Source organism: Paenibacillus sp. TAF43_2 (assembly GCF_052113545.1).
In the GTDB taxonomy this organism is placed as follows: Bacteria; Bacillota; Bacilli; order Paenibacillales; family Paenibacillaceae; genus Pristimantibacillus.
The window spans coordinates 15,956-31,828 of sequence record NZ_JBFRDK010000022.1; the positions used below are offsets into that span (position 1 = coordinate 15,956).

Genomic DNA, 15,873 nt, shown 5'->3' on the forward strand with positions numbered 1-15,873 from the left:
CATTTGTATATCTATATATCTATTTTTATCGATATATTAGGGAATTAGATACATGGAAGATATCCAATGCAGGGTATCAGCCATGTATGCCTGTATCCGATCCTATAAATCATCTTTCATAAAAACAGCCAATTCTTGAATAGCCTCTTCGTTTCTTTTGTAATACGTCCATTGACCATAGCGGTTCGCTTGTAACAAACCGGCCCTTTGAAGCAGTAAAAGGTACTGAGAAACGGTCGATTGAGATAACCCTGCCTTTTCCTGAATGTGGCTGACACAAACCCCGATTTTTTTACTGTCACCGCCCTCTTGCGTGGGAAAGTGTTTCTCAGGTTCCTTTAACCAATCGAGAATATTCAAGCGTGTTTCATTCGCCAGTGCCTTAAAGATGAGTATTGGGTTCATGACAATTATTATATCGTTAAATCTCGATATGTCAATGCATTGTGATGCCATAGTTGAAAATACTGTTCTCAGTCCCTTTGTATACCTGTCACCTTCAATATTCCGAGCCCATCCCCACAATTTTTCGCCGTTAGAGGGGGTACGGCTCCCCGAGGTTAATCTTAAATTAAGATACCTAAATAAAAAAACAGACTGTAGGTTTTTATAACCAAAGCCTGTTTTGTTATTGTTGTGTCAGTCTCCCTCTCGAAAATCCTATCTTTATTAATGATTACCAACACAATTGAAATCTTACAACAAAATGCTGGTCTAATTCTATTTTAGAGCAGTGTATATTACCCATAGAACTAATACCTTCGAGTCATACTGTCACATCTCATTTATTGATTTAGTAGCATCCGTCTCCCTTAATTATTAAATAAACAGATTGCTTTATCCGATTCACGGTTGAAGATAGTCGGCGTAATTTCAACTTTCTCCAATTTAACCAGCAGTGATTTGACTATTTTGGATATTTCCGGCGGCATTGTTGCCGAGAAGAATAGAGTTTGTTTTTTGCCGGGCATTTTTGTAATGATTTTCTTCACATTAATAAAGCCCATATCCAGCATTCTGTCGGCTTCATCAAACATTAATATTTGGACATATTATAAATCAATACATTTTTGATTGATTAAATCGATGAGTCTGCCTGGAGTTGCAATAACAATATCCGCACCTAGTGTAGTATAGTTATCTTTGCTTAAAGCTTTTAAAAATCGCAGGTATAATATACAACTCCTTAAATGTCATTTTGTCTCCTTCATTTATATATATTAATCACGCAACTTTTAACATTTCCTGTATTGTCTCCACAAACCATTCCTTTCCGTCATAACACTTTAGGATAATACAATAGAGAGCAAGAAAAGAAGCGGAATCTTACCCGCTCCATTTATGGATGTACGAATGCCTATGATGACGGGATCGAATGCATACCTAAAGCGCATAATTCATATCATGTATCGAATCAGTCGAGAGGGAGAGGACGCAGATGTTGAAAATCACTCTAGAAGTCGCCAAAGTGTTGATTCAAGCAGCGGAACTCCGGGCAAGGGAGCTCGGGATCGCGGAAGTGATCGCCATCTTAGACGATGGCGGGAATTTCGTTGCTTCTCATCGGATGGACCATGCCTGGCTGGCCAGTGTCGACATCGCCCATAATAAGGCTTGGACGGCGGTCGCGCTAAAAATGCCCACGGCGAGCCTTGCTCCGTTGGCGGTCCCGAGCGGGGAGCTGTACGGGATCAATACGACCAACCACGGACGCGTTGTCGTGTTCGGAGGGGGGATTCCGTTGTCGTTCGATGGGAGAATCGTCGGGGCGGTCGGCGCAAGCGGCAGTACGGTCGCAAACGACATTGAAGTTGCGGAAGCAGCGGTACGGGCTTTCGAAACCTATCCGAAGGCACGGATCGGGTCTTCTGGGAGCTTGCTGTAAACCTGGCGGCTCTAGCCCTATAACGAAACTAGGTCCCGCGAATATTGGCGAAAAATCAACTAAACACTTGGGGCTGTCCCTCAGGGTATAATACCCCGTGGCACAGCCCCTCTTCTCATGCCATCATTTAAGGCTTCAGGACGAATTTAATGCATTCGTCCGCATGGTTGTAAAAGGTGTTGTACGCGTTATGCGCCTGATCGAGCGGCACTTTATGTGTGATGATCTCCGTCGGATCGAACTCGCCTGCCATAATTTTTTGATACAGCATCGGCATGTAATGAATCACGGGCGCCTGTCCCATGGTCAGCTTCACGTTTCGTTCCCAAATGTTTCCGAACATGAACTGGTTGTATTTAGAACCGTATACCCCAGTAATCTGAATCGTGCCGAATTTCCGCACCGCATTCATCGCGATGTTGATCGGGCTGAGCGTTCCGCCAACCAGCTTGGCCTTCTGCTCTTCTTGCTCCAATGGCGTCTTCTTGCCGTCCATTCCGACGCAATCGATGACGACATCCGCACCCCCGCCCGTTATTTCTTTTATATGGAGCCCCATGTCTTGGAAATCTTCAAAGTTGAAGATTTCGACTTTATTCATTTTTTTGGCATGGTTCAGCCGGTACGGGATATTGTCGATCGCAATGACCCGTTTGGCCCCTTTCATCCACGCGAATTTTTGCGCCATCAAGCCGACTGGGCCGCAGCCAAGCACCACCACGGTATCCCCCTGCTTCACGCCGCCGTTGTCCACGCTCCAATAGGCCGTTGGCAACACGTCGGACATGAACAGGAGCTTCTCGTCCTCCAGTTCGCATGATTCCGGAATAACGAACGGCATGAAATTGCCATACGGCACGTACAGCAATTCGGCTTGTCCGCCTAAGTACCCCCCGTAACGTTCCGTAAACCCGAAGTAGCCGCCCGTATCTACTTGGGGATTCGGGTTGGAGTTATCGCATTGGCTCTCCATGTCGTGTTGGCAGTAATGACAATTGCCGCAAGAAACATTAAACGGCAGAACAACCCGGTCGCCTTTCTTGACCCTTGTTACCTCGGGACCTACATCTTCGACGATCCCCATCGGTTCATGTCCGACCACATACCCGGCTTGAGCTTGGATCGCTCCTTGGTAGATGTGAAGATCGGAACCGCATATGGCGGTCGAGGTGATTCTGACGATAATACCGTCTTTTTTCTGAATCGTCGGATCCGCAACCTGTTTCACTTGCATGTTATTTATGCCTTGGAAAGTTACAGCCTTCATAATCGCCCTCCTGTTATGACATGCCTTGAATTTGCATGCATCCTTCTATTATGGAATTGGAGAGTAAGGATCATACATTCGATGTACGGTATTTTCGACAGCCGCGGAGTGGATTCCCCTGATCTCCTTGACACATAGTTAAGACCAAAGAATCACCTAGATTGTAGTTCGTACTCCAGAGGCGTTTTATAACCGAGAGCGGAGTGTATGCGTTTGGTGTTATAAGCATTTCGATATATTCAAAAACAACACGTTTCGCTTCCCCTGCGGTAGAAAACCCTCCTTGATTCATTAGTTCGCGTTTTCATGTTTTTATGTCGCCAAATACAGAAAACCACCGGTCTGCAAAGGGAGTGAAGTAAGAGACAGGGCGTAGTCGAACTATTTCCCCACCTCTCCTTCCCGAACCGGACTTGCGCCTCTCAGCGCATCCGGCTCTCCATTTAAGTGTTGCTCAAAGCAAAGGCGACTTCATCATAATAGGACTCAATTGCGCGGTGTTTCTCTGAATGCAGAATGTATGTGTTTTCGGCCTGATTTCGCCATGTGAACCACCTTTTGCGTCTTTCTGCCTTCTTCTAGCACTTGTAAGACAGCTTCCACTTTAAAGGCCTTGTCGTACTTTCTTCGTTTCAAAACAAACAACCCCTTTACACAAGTTAATCTTGTGTAAAGAGGTTTGTGGGAAGTCCAGATGCTGGCCTTGTACTCTATTAAATTAAGAGATATGTCCACAGTTCATTACTACATTTTTCTACAAAAATGTTCAACTTCCTTTTCATGCTCTAATAAAATAAAAACTCAAGCAAGATTCTCTTAAGTTTCGTAATATTTGTTTTATGGTAAATGCGGCTCTCAAAAATGCTACATCCTCACGAGCAACACACAGCACTCCACATGACTTGTCTGTCCCATTGCTCATGATTCCCTGCATTCTAGTCAAATTTACAATCTTTAAGAGGAATGACTTTGGTCTTGTACACAAATTTATAGCCTAGCCATACACCTAAGAATAACGGAATTCCGATATAGGAAACAAGCACGCCATACCAATCGATCGTTTCTCCAGTGAAAGCTTTAAAGTTCTGGCCGATAATAACGAACATGCATAATGCAAAGGCAAAAAGTGGACCTAACGGGAACCACTTGGCTTTATAAGGAAGTTCACTTAAATCCCGACCTTGTGCAACGAATGCCCTACGGAAACGGTAATGACTAATTGCGATTCCAAGCCATGTAATAAATCCGCACATGCCAGAAGCATTGAGCAGCCATAAATACACAACCCCATCACCGAAGAAGGAAGCTAGGAACGCAAGCATGCCGACTGCACAAGTGACCAGCAGCGCATTAATAGGAATACCGCGTTTGTTCAATTTCTCTAGGAACTTAGGTGCTTTGCCCTCTTTGGCAAGTACCCACAGTACACGTGTAGATGCATACATTCCCGAGTTACCAGCAGACAGCACCGAAGTCAAAATGACGGCATTCATAATAGCAGCCGCGAAGGCGAATCCCGCTTTTTCAAAAACAAGGGTGAACGGACTAACTGCAATATTCTCAATACCAGCTTGCATCAAGCTCGGATGTGTAAAAGGAATCAGCATACCAATTACGAAGATTGCAAAAATATAGAAAAGCAGAATACGCCAGAAGATCTGTTTAATGGCCTTCGGTACGTTCTCACGAGGGTTCTCACTTTCACCCGTTGCAATGCCGACAAGCTCGGTTCCTTGGAAGGAATAACCCGCTGCCATAAAGATACCAAGAAACGCTAGAAAACCACCATGGAACGGCCCACCGTCTAGTGTGAAATTACTGAAGCCAGTTGGCTTCGAGCCTCCCATTATACCAAATATCATAAGCACCCCAACAATCAAGAAGATGATGACAACGGCAATTTTGATCAATGCAAACCAGTATTCCGATTCACCATATCCTTTGACAGACAGTAAATTCAAACCGAAAATAATGGCAAGGAACAGGATGCTCCACAGATAAGAAGGACTATCAGGAAACCAATATTTAATAATAAGAGTTGCTGCTGCAAGCTCAGAGGCAATCGTAATCGCCCAGTTAAACCAGAAATTCCATCCCAGGGCGAATCCCAAAGAAGGATCCACGAAGCGGCTCGCATAGGTGTTAAAAGATCCCGATTCCGGCATATAGGTTGCAAGTTCTCCCAAACTAGTCATAAGGAAGTACACCATAATACCCACCGCTATATAAGCGAGAAGAGCTCCCCCTGGACCAGCTTCAGCTATTGCACTACCACTAGCAAGGAACAAGCCTGTACCAATGGAGCCTCCTAGTGCAATCATCGTGAGGTGACGAGCCTTTAGCCCGCGTTTCAACTGCTGTAGCTCAGTCGAATTGTTTGATGACATTAAAAACACTCCTTAATCATGATGTCGATCCATTGTTCTGGAGTGGGAAACAAGAAGAAACGGTGACACTGTCTTTCAGAACAAACGTTTCTTATGGTCACAAAAAAAAACGCTCACAGAGGTGAACGTTTTATATCATTCCCAACTTATCTTCTTTGAAGATAGCTCATCACAAATTTACTTATCATAAATTTGTGACAGTTCTGCACCTTCCGGCAACAGTCCCAGCCCAAATGCCCAGAGCAGCAATCAAACTTCGGCGGTAGTTCCTTTCAACAGCTTCAATGACGTTCTCTGCGTCTCCACTGATTTACTTCTAACAACCGCGACCTCTACCTCACCGTTTGATAGGATGAGGGTTGTATTCAATTTAATTTACAAGAACATTATAGCGAACATTGAGAGGGTAAACAATGGTATAAAAAGTATATTAGAATCTAAAACCGAGGGAGAGTAACATAATGTGAAATAAGAGGGTGTCCCATAAACTGGACATTATTTATTTCTTGTCATAAGTCTTGCAGACATGTCGGTGGGATTTTTGCTCATCCAAGTTAACAAACCGTGTTCTCATTCGTTGCAGTTGAAGGGATTTTGTCTTTCATAGTGTCGCTATTCACGTAACTGAAAAGATAGGATATAAAATGAATAAGTGGCTAGATGAGTAGGGATTAGACGCAGATTATTGACCAAAAAAATCAATGAACAAGAAGTAAAAGAAGGGTGCACGACTTCTCGGCACCCTTTCATTAGCAACACTATACACTCTACATGTCTGGAGTATGTATACAGTAAAAAAAACCAAACGGAATCTCTGCCATTTGGTTTCTTTTATTAACATCGTACAATCAAACCCTACCTTTATCACTAGATCAGATGTAATATAAGAGCTGTCTTTCCTAGTCTTCTTTAAAGCCCGAAGGTGCATAAGTATTTCATTCTCGATACAACGAGCAGCAAATGTAGCGAGCTTCGTCCCTTTCCCGGTTTAGAAGCTCTCGATCGCTTTAATTAGACCGATTGTCCCAATGCTAATTAAGTCCTCAAGATCCTCCCAGTGTTGTTGATTTTTTAAAATTTTGCGGATAAAACCTGGTCAATTTTACATTACTTAATTAACATATAGTAAGTAATGAGACTACACTAGCTTCATACCAACTCTGAATTTAATTCACTTAGGTTGTCATAAAATCCCCATCCGGTACCTATTGAATTAGATACAACACTGTTAATGCGAGACTCATACTCTTTAAATAGCTCACCCGTTACGTCTAGATTCACCCTGTCTATAATATCAGCATATACCGATACAACACTTGAATAGAAGCGTTCGTTGATATCGCCGTATGTTACGGTAAACTCGACGCCATTTTCAACATAAATAAGCATTAGCTCAAGCGTTAACCTTTCATTTCCCGTAAACTTCTCAAATTCGGAAATCGCTTTTTTCGCTTCTTTCAGTCTCAGTTTTCCATGTCCGCTTTTCGGAAAAAACTCATTTTCAACCTTATCCCTATACTCTTGAAAAAGAGCTTTCTCAGCTTCTTCGCCTATAATCCGTACGGCAAGAATCTTACCTATCTCTTTGCTGACTTCAAAGCTTGTTATAATCAACTCTCTCAGCTGATCAGGGCTCATTTGCTTCAAATGTTTGTTTAACGCCGACTTTGTAAGCTTTGCCGCCTTCGATGCTTTCGGCTTCTGGTGAGGCAATTTCGGAGATACTTTGTTCTGCTTATGGTGAAGTAAGACGTTGACTTCATCGCAAGCAAACTTTTCTGGATCATAGTCTTCCTCCAGCCACTCTATGAAATGATTGTGATCCGGATGATTTGGCATTCGGATCGCTTCCAACATATGCTGAAAGCCCCATGGACCGCCAATATCCTCAGGCGGGCAATTGCGTGCACCTCCCAAGCAAAGTGGGTATAACGATTCTTCCTTCGCACTCTCTGGGTCTACAGAATTTATTTTTACCAGTTTGATTGAATGCTCCCAGCCATCTCCAAAGTCATACATGTAGCTGATGTCCGTATTCTCAAGATAAAGATGACTGATTACCGTTTCTTTCTTTGCATTCAGAGTCTTATTTTGTTGAAAACCGTATTCCGGGTCAATCAATCCGATAATCTTTCCACTAACGTTAAAATGATATAAATGCGAATCGGTCCATCCCATTACGATTTGAATAATAGTATGTAATTGATGAAAAGTAATTTCCGGATGAAACTGAAATTTCCGCCATATTTTCGGCTCAATTGCGTTCAATTCGATTGTACAGATATAGTTCACTACGATTTTCTCCTTTTTTGGGGATTTGTTCACTAAATTGGATTAATCCTATCTTTAAACGTTAATTAATTAGTTTATCGTTACCTCTTAATTTTTCATTGACGACAGTGTTTGTGAAGTCAACCCTATCCGCAAATCCATCATCCGATTCCCGTTTGGGGGTCCTCAAAAAGATCTAAACACAGCGTAACATTCCTCGAAATCGGTATACGACTCTTCTTATATCAAAAAGTATATCACAAACCTACATTCGAACAATCAACCAGCCACTGTTGATATGCACGTCGTCCTCGACAATTAGAATTTTGGGGTGGTTCGTGTCATTGTACACGTCAACTCTCCTTTACGATTTTCTTAAAAGCTAAGCTGATGCAAAACTGCTCATCGTTCAGGTCAGCTTGCACATAACCATTCATTTTCTCCATCAGTGATTTCACGATAAAAAGTCCCAGTCCTGAAGATTGGTTCGTACGCGACGGATCTGCTTTGTAAAAGCGAGTAAATATGTTGTCAAGGCTCAGCAGATGATTTCGCTTCAGTACATTGGAAAAATGAAACAAAACCTCGTCCTGCTTCTCCTCATTACGAATGCTTAGAGCACCTTCACTGTGCATAAAGTAATTTTTGATCACATTCTCAAATACTCTTTCCAACGCACTTTCATTTCCCACTATAAATAGCGGTGCTTCCACCATGCAGATGTTTGGTTCATAGCCACTTCGCAAAAAATCGTCGATAAAGGTAAACAGACGTTTATTTAACACTTTTATCACATCAGCTGGCTCAAGCTCCAAGATGTAATCTGGGTTTTTCAGTTTCGTATATAGGAACAGCTCGTCAACAAGTGTAATAATCTGTTTCATTCTAGTCTGTGCCAGACTAACATACTCTGTTTTTTCTTTAAGATACTCGGATCGTTCCGCCAATTGCAGATAGCCGTCAAGTGAAGTCAGCGGGGTTCGTATATCGTGGGACAAGCTCATAATGGTCGCGTGGATTTCTTCCTTTTGTTCGCTAAAATCTTGCTTCAACTTTCGTTGATCACGAAGCATTGCATTACATAAATCGATTAACCGATGAATTTCTTTTGGCTTAATTTGTGTTTGTATCATTTTGAATGAGTGATGGTCTGATATAAAAGATAATTGGTTGCCGATATCCTTAATTTGGTTTTTGTAATATACAAGATAAACGGATTGAATGATTAAAGCAGCCAGTATGATGATTAAAACAATATAAAACATAGAATTACTTCCTTTCTGACACTTGAACCATCTCGTTCTTCTGTATTTCAACTCTCTAACTCTTGGAAATTTGTACTTGAAGAATATATTCAATAATTCATAATTATTTCCTCAATAACGGTCTATTTCGACAACATTCAAATTTATACACTAGTTATTGTCTCAAGAAGGTACCATTAAGGCAATAAACCACATAATAATAGTTTATACAGTGCATGTATATCCATAGAGACAAACAAAGCCCAGACAGTATACTGCCGGGCTTCAACTTGCAAGAAAATGTGGCTCTTAGCTGCTATATTATTACCAACAACACACAGCAATCCACATGTGTCGAGTAGACAGTGTGAACAAACTTTATACGATGAGCACCATCCCGGTGACTTATCCTCCAGCAAGACTATCTCCTCTGCTCGCTGTTGTCTTATTTTAATATTTTCATTTCCTCAAGAACACATTATGCGCCGACCTATTCAAAGGCTGCAACCGCATCAACCAACGCTGTCAACTGAGTCTATAACGTCTCTGTACTGAGCGTAAATCCTTCGACTACGGCATCTTCGTCGATCTCAATCAGGATGCATCGTTTCCCTTGATAATTCACCTGTCTCACATATTTTAAATCCTGCGGGCTGACCGAAATCGAGGCTACCTTTGTATCGATCTTAATCGATTTTGRAGTGAATTTCGGCATAACGCTGCTTGCCTTCATTTCATAGTTCCTATCGTCGACAATCGTTTGAAACGCACGTTCCACTTTATCCGTTGTCACGTTATCTATGCCGCTTATTGTCAGCACACGTTCCACATCTTTATAATCCAACTTCGGGGGTTCTTCTTTATCTTCGTTGGTTTCGATTACTTGGTGGATCTCCTCGTACACCTGTGCGAGAGTGGCTACGTCGAGTTGTTCGCCCACCACTTCCTTCACGATGTCTTCGAAAATAGCCCTCTCTTCCATTGCCGTCATGGATCTTTCGGCATTTAAGACCTGTCCGATGAAGTGCGGATCTGGATAATTCGATTTTGCCGTACAATACAGAATGCGGTTCACATCGGAATAGTTATCCGTCACGCTAGGGTAAAAGAACCCGTGCTCCGGCGAACTTAACTTGATAATCGGATCTACAATGACATTGTACTTAAATTCCCTCTCCACATAATCGAACAAGAGAGTCTTCTTTTGCTTCTCCGTGGAATTCATGCTGCATAGAATGAACGGATGCGCGAACAGTTCGTCCTTCCCGCTCTCTTCGGCTTCTTCATTTCTGCCCTTGGTCGGCCGGAAATACTGTCCACGAACGAACGTGACTACTGTATCCTGTTCATACTTGGTATCCACCAACATTTTATCCACCAACAGCAGCATCAGGTCCTTCCATTCTTCAGGATTGCCTGTCGACAAACCTTGGTGAAGTATCACTCGCGTCGGATCCTCTGCTTCCTCCTGAAACTTCAACTCGAACAACTTCTGATCCAATTCTCCGGTCAGCAGTTTTTTGAAATTCCCCATATACAACTCCTGCTTCTCTCTATCCACCAGAGCAAACGCCTGGCTCTCCCAATGATAGACCTCGTTGCTATCCTTCATAATATACACGTTGAGAATGTCGTTAATATTCATCATATCGTGATCCAGCTTAAATTGCTTGCGTATATGCGCGACTTCTTTCTTTATCATGATTCGTTAGACAACTCCTAAGAAGTAAATTGGTTTTATCAGTATAAACGATATAACAGCCCTTCGCTAGAAGGGCTGTTAATGTTACTTATCTTCAGTTCCGTTCCAAACCAGCACCGCCACACACTCCACATGTGTGGAATGCGTATACAGAAAAAAACCAAACGGAATCTCTATCGTTTGGTTCCTTTTATTGATGTAACATAGTTCAATCTATTCATAACTTTATTGCTACATACGATAATGTCAGATGTACTATAAGAGCTCAGGTCAGTCTCACCGCTTCGCCTTATAAAATTCATGATAAAGCTTCATTAGAGCCCTCTTCTCAATCCGCGAAACATAACTCCGCGAGATCCCGAGCTCCTTCGCAATCTCCCGCTGCGTCCGCTCATCCCCGCCATGCTCCAGACCGAAGCGCCCGATGACAACTTCCTTCTCACGGTCATCGAGTATATCCAAATTCTTATATATCTTCGACTTTTCAATTTTCAACTGCACCTTATCGACGATATCATCCGCTTCAGTACCGAGGATATCGATCAGCGTAATTTCATTGCCTTCCTTATCCGTTCCAATTGGATCATGAAGTGATACGTCTTTCCTAGTCTTCTTCAAAGACCGAAGGTGCATAAGTATTTCATTCTCGATACAACGAGCAGCAAATGTAGCGAGCTTCGTCCCTTTCCCGGTTTGGAAGCTCTCGATCGCTTTAATCAGACCGATCGTCCCGATCGAGATCAAATCCTCGAGATCCTCCCCAGTATTGTCGAATTTTTTCACTATGTGAGCGACAAGTCGAAGGTTATGTTCGATCAAAAGATTTCGTGAACGTTGATTACCTTCCGCCATCAGTTGCAGATGTTTAGTTTCCTCCTCCTCTTGAAGAGGCTGGGGAAAAGCATTATTTTTGACATAAGAGACAAGTAGCGAAAGCTGTTTAATAAATAGTGCTATTGCCGAAAACAATCCTGGCATGCTCAGTCACCCCCACGATGTATTACAGATGAACACTGATGTCTGTTCTCCATTATATGTGGGTAGCCGCCTAGAAGTGCATGTACGGTATTTCGACAATTGAAAATAAAGCCGCTTCATCTCAAGGTATATAAAATATTACGATCCCGATTATTGCAACAGGTCAATCCAGAATAATCTCTTTATTTGGGTTTTCCAGAAACTCAAACAATGTTTGAATCTGTTTTTTGGTGTTTCTCTCCGCAGACAGCTCAGGCAATTGATCTATCTCAAAAAAATCAACCGCGCTTGTTTCTACTCCGCCAGCGGCCTCTCCACCAACGATTTTACAAAGTATAAAAAACTTATATACATGGTAAGGCTCAGGCGGATGATCATGGAATTTTTTATCCAATACAGCGAGCAAACGAACGGGCGCAACATCAAACCCTGATTCTTCTTTGACCTCTTTCACTGCAATCTCCGAAGGCGAATAACCGATATCCGCCCAGCCTCCCGGCAAAGCCCATGCGCCATCCAGCTTCTCACGAACAAGCAGTATTTTATTTTCCTTAAAAATCACACCACGAATATCGACCTTTGGCGTCGCATAACCAGAATCACTTGCGAAAGTTAGAGCAATTTTCTCCTCACTGACCAAAGTATAGTTCATCATAACTTCTATACTCATCTGCCGCAGCTGTTCATAACGTTCTATATCATAAACATCCTTCGTGTACGTAAGTCCCGTTTGAGCAATCGCCTGCATCTGTTTCGCCCACTCCAACCACTTCAATTCCATCTGTTTATCCCTCTTCTTTCATGATGTCAAGAAATTCAGATACGGTTTTCAAAATAGCATCGGGCGGTATATCAAACACGCTGCTTTGGAACGTTGACAGCCATTGCACGCCATAGGTCCGTAAGCCAGCAGATTTACCTGCCACAATATCTGCATTGCTGTCGCCAATAAATACGGTTTTGGATTTATCAACGCCAAGGATTTCTAATGCCTTATATATACCTTCGGGATCAGGTTTGGGCTTCACGACATCATCACCAGTAATCACCACATCAAAGTAACTTATTAAATTCAGCGCTTCAGATGAAATCTGGAACGCTCGCCTGCTTTTTCCTGTGATGACTCCGATTTTGATCCCCTTTCCCTTCAAATGTTCTAGCAAATCAATAATAGCCTGATCCTTTTCGATGGTATCAAAATGCCCCTGCTTGTAAATCGCATAATAGTCCATAATCGCTTGTAAAATGAATTCTTCATTCCTGAAATGATTTGCGATGATCTCCTCTTCTGTCGGACCAAACATCGCTATGAGCTCTTCATTCGTAACATCTCGATTGTCATATGTTTTGAACACGGTGTTAAAAGCTTTAAACGATAATGGCAAAGTATCTGCTAAAGTCCCATCAAAATCAAATAATACGGCATCAATTGGCATAACACACTTCCTTCTATTTTATCTTACTAAAATACCCATTCGAAGAGCCTACATAAAGCTGCCCATCAATAACCGATAAATAACCACTCAGCAGTTGATTTGGCGTAAAATCGTAATACCCAACTCGAACGTCTGAGAGTCTATTCACTGCTTCTCCAGTCGATTCATCTAACACATACATATTACCGAGACCCGGAAAGACGCCGATCAGCTTGCCGCCATAATGAACAACTGAAGCGCCATCCGTTTGCTTGCCAGGAACCCCCGATGTTGTCCAGCGCTGCTCTTCCTTTTTCAAATCAAAAGACATCGCTTTACCATTCAGGCGATAATATAACAAGCTTCCTTCTATTTTCCCGAATTCAGCTCTTCCTTCTAATGTAAATAACGGCCTGCCTGACTTAACTTCGATTAAAGAGCTTTTCACGTTTTCACTATACAAGTTATTATCAGATGACTGCTGTAGAAAGATATAATTTTCATCAATAATATCGTAACGGCTATAACCGGCAAGAGGCAGGCGAAGCCCATCCTTGCCTGTCTTGGCATCTACTAGCACTAATTCATCCACCGTCCTCGTCCAAAAAGCTTTCGAACGCTCCGCATAACGAACGCTATCCGTCACTTCTTGAACTGAGGCCGCTTTACGCTCCGGCTTCTTCCAGAGCACCTTTCCAGTCAACGGATCATAAGCTTGCAGCTCATTCAAAATGACAGGGCTCATGTCCTCACCAGCCTGTACAAGCAGTACGTCCTGATTGCCGACATCACGCACCAATTCTGAAGCTTGAGCTAGCTCAATATTCCAAAGCTGCTTGCCTGTTCCCATGCTCCACCCGATGAGATCATAAGTAAACTTTTCTTCCGTTGTGCTGACTCGCTTTGATTGTACGGCTGAGATCACGTTTTTGGATACAGCAAATGAGGTTACATCCTTACCATTGTCCAGCTTCTTTTGCCATATTTTTTGTCCGGTAGCTGTCTTTAATGCCTGAAGCGTATGAACTGGACGGTCTTCTTGCATAGAGCTTTTAAGAAACGCTATTCGTTCCTTATCCTGCGATAAACCGTAATCATGTCTTCCAAAGCCAAAATCAAACTGCCATTTCTTGCGACCCGTAGCAGAGTCAAGCGCATATATATTCGAATTATTATGCATACCGCTGAAGCCGCCATCCTCGCCTGCGATGAGGAGAACATTACCAACCTTTTCAAGTAGAAAATTGAATCCGAGATCGGACTTGAAGCGCCAATCCCACTGCATATGCAGCGAAGGTACAAGAGGTCCTTGAGCACTAACACCATATTGTGGCGCAATTAGTTCGGGGGAGTCTCGGTATATCGAATACCGAAGTGTCCCCGCTTCTGACCAAGCAACGATAAGCTCATTTTGGTCACCCTCATAACGCCATAATGGAAGGGTGCGAGCTTTTTTTTCTAATGGTGCTACATTTTCGGAAGACTCTTCGAACGAAGGTTCACCAAAGATCGCCTTCACGCGAGCTTTCTCAAGACCAGGCACAAGTACACTCCGCACAGCAGCAGCTACCGCTTGTTTGCTATTTTCAATCTCAAACAAAGGCGCAGCACCACCAGCTGACGTTACTTGATCCTTACGAATCCATAGAAGGCCATAGGATTTATCACCTTCGGTACTATCCGGTACGGCAGCTCCATACCAATCCCCATATTGCTTGTAAGCATAAAGGGTATCTCCCTCTTTCATCGTTGTCGCATCACCTTGTGAATTCGGATACCACTTCGCTTTAGCACTTTCTTTTGCTTTTAACGATAACGGTGCTATATCATTCACTTGAGCGGCTTCTTTCGTTAAATACCACACGGGTACAAACCCGCCGTATCCCGATTCGTCCTGAATTTCGGCAAAATCATCCGATAAAGTAACGACTTTATATTTTGTCCGAGCATCTACAGAGATGGACTTAACAGCTCGTGTTCCTCCCCACCACTCATAGGCATTCGTGTTCGTATATAATGTAACTGGCTTATTCAGCTCTATCGCATTCTCTTTAGCTACAAGATTATTTTCTGATGAGGACGACGACAGCTCCTTGATGGCAGGCAGGAAGCTCCTGCGATTCCCTGAAGCATCCGTATCGTAGAACACAGCGTATAGCAGCTGCCCTTCCTTGGACCATTGAATGACGAGTTTTGATTGGCCTTCTTCATATATGTATTGATCAATGACACTCATTTCACCGTTCATCATGATGTAATTCTCTCCAGATGATGCTGGTATTCCAAAAAGCGTATGAACCTGATCTTGGGTCAGATCATCTTTTATTTCACTCTTAATCGTATCGATCGTAATCGGTATAGGAGTTGCGACTTCTTCTTTTTGGACGAGCTGCACAGCATTCGCGGGTGTTTCCTTAGCGGATATTTGATTTGATGGCATGTCGTTAATGGCATTGCCCTCACAACCAACGAGCAAGGCGAGCAGCACAACGATTGCTGTTGTTTGATATTTTTTGATAATCATCAATACAAGGCCTCCATTGCACACTAAAATCTAATGCGCCCGTAGTTTGGCTTTATTTGGTAAGTATGACGACTAGAGTGATGAAAAAGTTGCGTTTAGGATGACAGTTCCATGTTGTCTGTAAGTTGATTCAGAGAGTTCAGACCAATGAAAAATCGGTACGACTTTTTGAGAGTCTGTTTGAAGTATCAGCTCTCTGA

The 15,873-nt window shown here is 42.8% G+C and carries 12 protein-coding genes, 2 pseudogenes and 1 riboswitch; of the genes and pseudogenes, 1 reads left to right on the forward strand and 13 read right to left on the reverse strand.

The genetic code is table 11. From position 1 onward, the window contains the following. Positions 1 to 102: 102 nt before the first annotated feature. Both AB4Z17_RS07225 and AB4Z17_RS07230 read right to left on the reverse strand, forming a co-directional pair. The gene (locus tag AB4Z17_RS07225) at positions 103 to 405 is read right to left on the reverse strand and encodes an ArsR/SmtB family transcription factor (RefSeq protein ID WP_441912437.1); all 303 of its coding nucleotides are present in this window, start codon (positions 403 to 405) and stop codon (positions 103 to 105) included. 403 nt (positions 406 to 808) lie between these two features. Next, a pseudogene (locus AB4Z17_RS07230) lies at positions 809 to 1,124 on the reverse strand (DEAD/DEAH box helicase); the annotation flags it as partial. Positions 1,125 to 1,438: 314 nt separating this feature from the next. Between AB4Z17_RS07230 and AB4Z17_RS07235 the strand changes: the two are divergent. Further along, complete coding sequence (locus AB4Z17_RS07235; RefSeq protein WP_441958977.1) at positions 1,439 to 1,885, forward strand: GlcG/HbpS family heme-binding protein; 447 nt, start codon at positions 1,439 to 1,441, stop codon at positions 1,883 to 1,885. A 127-nt stretch (positions 1,886 to 2,012) separates the two neighbouring features. On the opposite strand, the gene AB4Z17_RS07240 is transcribed toward AB4Z17_RS07235, so the two are convergent. The 11 genes and pseudogenes from AB4Z17_RS07240 to AB4Z17_RS07290 form a co-directional block, all read right to left on the reverse strand. Next, positions 2,013 to 3,152 carry a zinc-dependent alcohol dehydrogenase gene (locus tag AB4Z17_RS07240; RefSeq protein WP_441912435.1) on the reverse strand — a complete coding sequence of 380 codons (1,140 nt, stop codon included), beginning with the start codon at positions 3,150 to 3,152 and terminating at the stop codon, positions 2,013 to 2,015. Positions 3,153 to 3,304: 152 nt separating this feature from the next. Then, a complete protein-coding gene (locus AB4Z17_RS07245; protein WP_441959009.1) occupies positions 3,305 to 3,391 on the reverse strand; it encodes an IS3 family transposase in 87 nt (28 codons plus the stop codon). A 696-nt stretch (positions 3,392 to 4,087) separates the two neighbouring features. Then, a complete protein-coding gene (locus AB4Z17_RS07250; protein WP_441958979.1) occupies positions 4,088 to 5,539 on the reverse strand; it encodes an amino acid permease in 1,452 nt (483 codons plus the stop codon). 154 nt (positions 5,540 to 5,693) lie between these two features. Further along, positions 5,694 to 5,882: riboswitch (Lysine riboswitch) on the reverse strand. Between the two features lie 543 nt (positions 5,883 to 6,425). Next, positions 6,426 to 6,593: pseudogene (locus tag AB4Z17_RS07255) on the reverse strand (sigma factor); the annotation flags it as partial. 95 nt (positions 6,594 to 6,688) lie between these two features. Further along, positions 6,689 to 7,831: a DUF6155 family protein gene (locus tag AB4Z17_RS07260; RefSeq protein ID WP_441958981.1), complete on the reverse strand. Its 1,143-nt coding sequence runs from the start codon at positions 7,829 to 7,831 to the stop codon at positions 6,689 to 6,691. Between the two features lie 332 nt (positions 7,832 to 8,163). Further along, on the reverse strand, positions 8,164 to 9,075 hold the full coding sequence (locus tag AB4Z17_RS07265; protein WP_441958982.1) for a sensor histidine kinase: 912 nt from the start codon (positions 9,073 to 9,075) through the stop codon (positions 8,164 to 8,166). 514 nt (positions 9,076 to 9,589) lie between these two features. After that, entirely contained in the window at positions 9,590 to 10,756 is a 1,167-nt protein-coding gene (locus AB4Z17_RS07270; RefSeq protein ID WP_441958984.1) for a DUF4317 domain-containing protein, read from the reverse strand. 276 nt (positions 10,757 to 11,032) lie between these two features. Then, a complete protein-coding gene (sigK, locus tag AB4Z17_RS07275) occupies positions 11,033 to 11,734 on the reverse strand; it encodes an RNA polymerase sporulation sigma factor SigK (RefSeq protein WP_053374990.1) in 702 nt (233 codons plus the stop codon). Positions 11,735 to 11,897: 163 nt separating this feature from the next. Further along, entirely contained in the window at positions 11,898 to 12,515 is a 618-nt protein-coding gene (locus AB4Z17_RS07280; RefSeq protein WP_441958986.1) for an NUDIX hydrolase, read from the reverse strand. Between the two features lie 4 nt (positions 12,516 to 12,519). Further along, positions 12,520 to 13,170 carry an HAD family hydrolase gene (locus AB4Z17_RS07285; protein WP_441913744.1) on the reverse strand — a complete coding sequence of 217 codons (651 nt, stop codon included), beginning with the start codon at positions 13,168 to 13,170 and terminating at the stop codon, positions 12,520 to 12,522. A 13-nt stretch (positions 13,171 to 13,183) separates the two neighbouring features. Continuing rightward, positions 13,184 to 15,673, reverse strand: a complete 2,490-nt coding sequence (locus AB4Z17_RS07290) for an outer membrane protein assembly factor BamB family protein (RefSeq protein WP_441958988.1) — start codon at positions 15,671 to 15,673, stop codon at positions 13,184 to 13,186. Positions 15,674 to 15,873: the final 200 nt, after the last annotated feature.

Coding starts and splice junctions, on each gene's coding strand:
- AB4Z17_RS07225 (WP_441912437.1), bottom strand. CDS start 405: ATGAACCCAATACTCATCTTTAAGGCACTGGCGAATGAAACACGCTTG.
- AB4Z17_RS07235 (WP_441958977.1), top strand. CDS start 1,439: ATGTTGAAAATCACTCTAGAAGTCGCCAAAGTGTTGATTCAAGCAGCG.
- AB4Z17_RS07240 (WP_441912435.1), bottom strand. CDS start 3,152: ATGAAGGCTGTAACTTTCCAAGGCATAAATAACATGCAAGTGAAACAG.
- AB4Z17_RS07250 (WP_441958979.1), bottom strand. CDS start 5,539: ATGTCATCAAACAATTCGACTGAGCTACAGCAGTTGAAACGCGGGCTA.
- AB4Z17_RS07265 (WP_441958982.1), bottom strand. CDS start 9,075: ATGTTTTATATTGTTTTAATCATCATACTGGCTGCTTTAATCATTCAA.
- sigK (WP_053374990.1), bottom strand. CDS start 11,734: ATGCCAGGATTGTTTTCGGCAATAGCACTATTTATTAAACAGCTTTCG.
- AB4Z17_RS07280 (WP_441958986.1), bottom strand. CDS start 12,515: ATGGAATTGAAGTGGTTGGAGTGGGCGAAACAGATGCAGGCGATTGCT.
- AB4Z17_RS07285 (WP_441913744.1), bottom strand. CDS start 13,170: ATGCCAATTGATGCCGTATTATTTGATTTTGATGGGACTTTAGCAGAT.
- AB4Z17_RS07290 (WP_441958988.1), bottom strand. CDS start 15,673: ATGATTATCAAAAAATATCAAACAACAGCAATCGTTGTGCTGCTCGCC.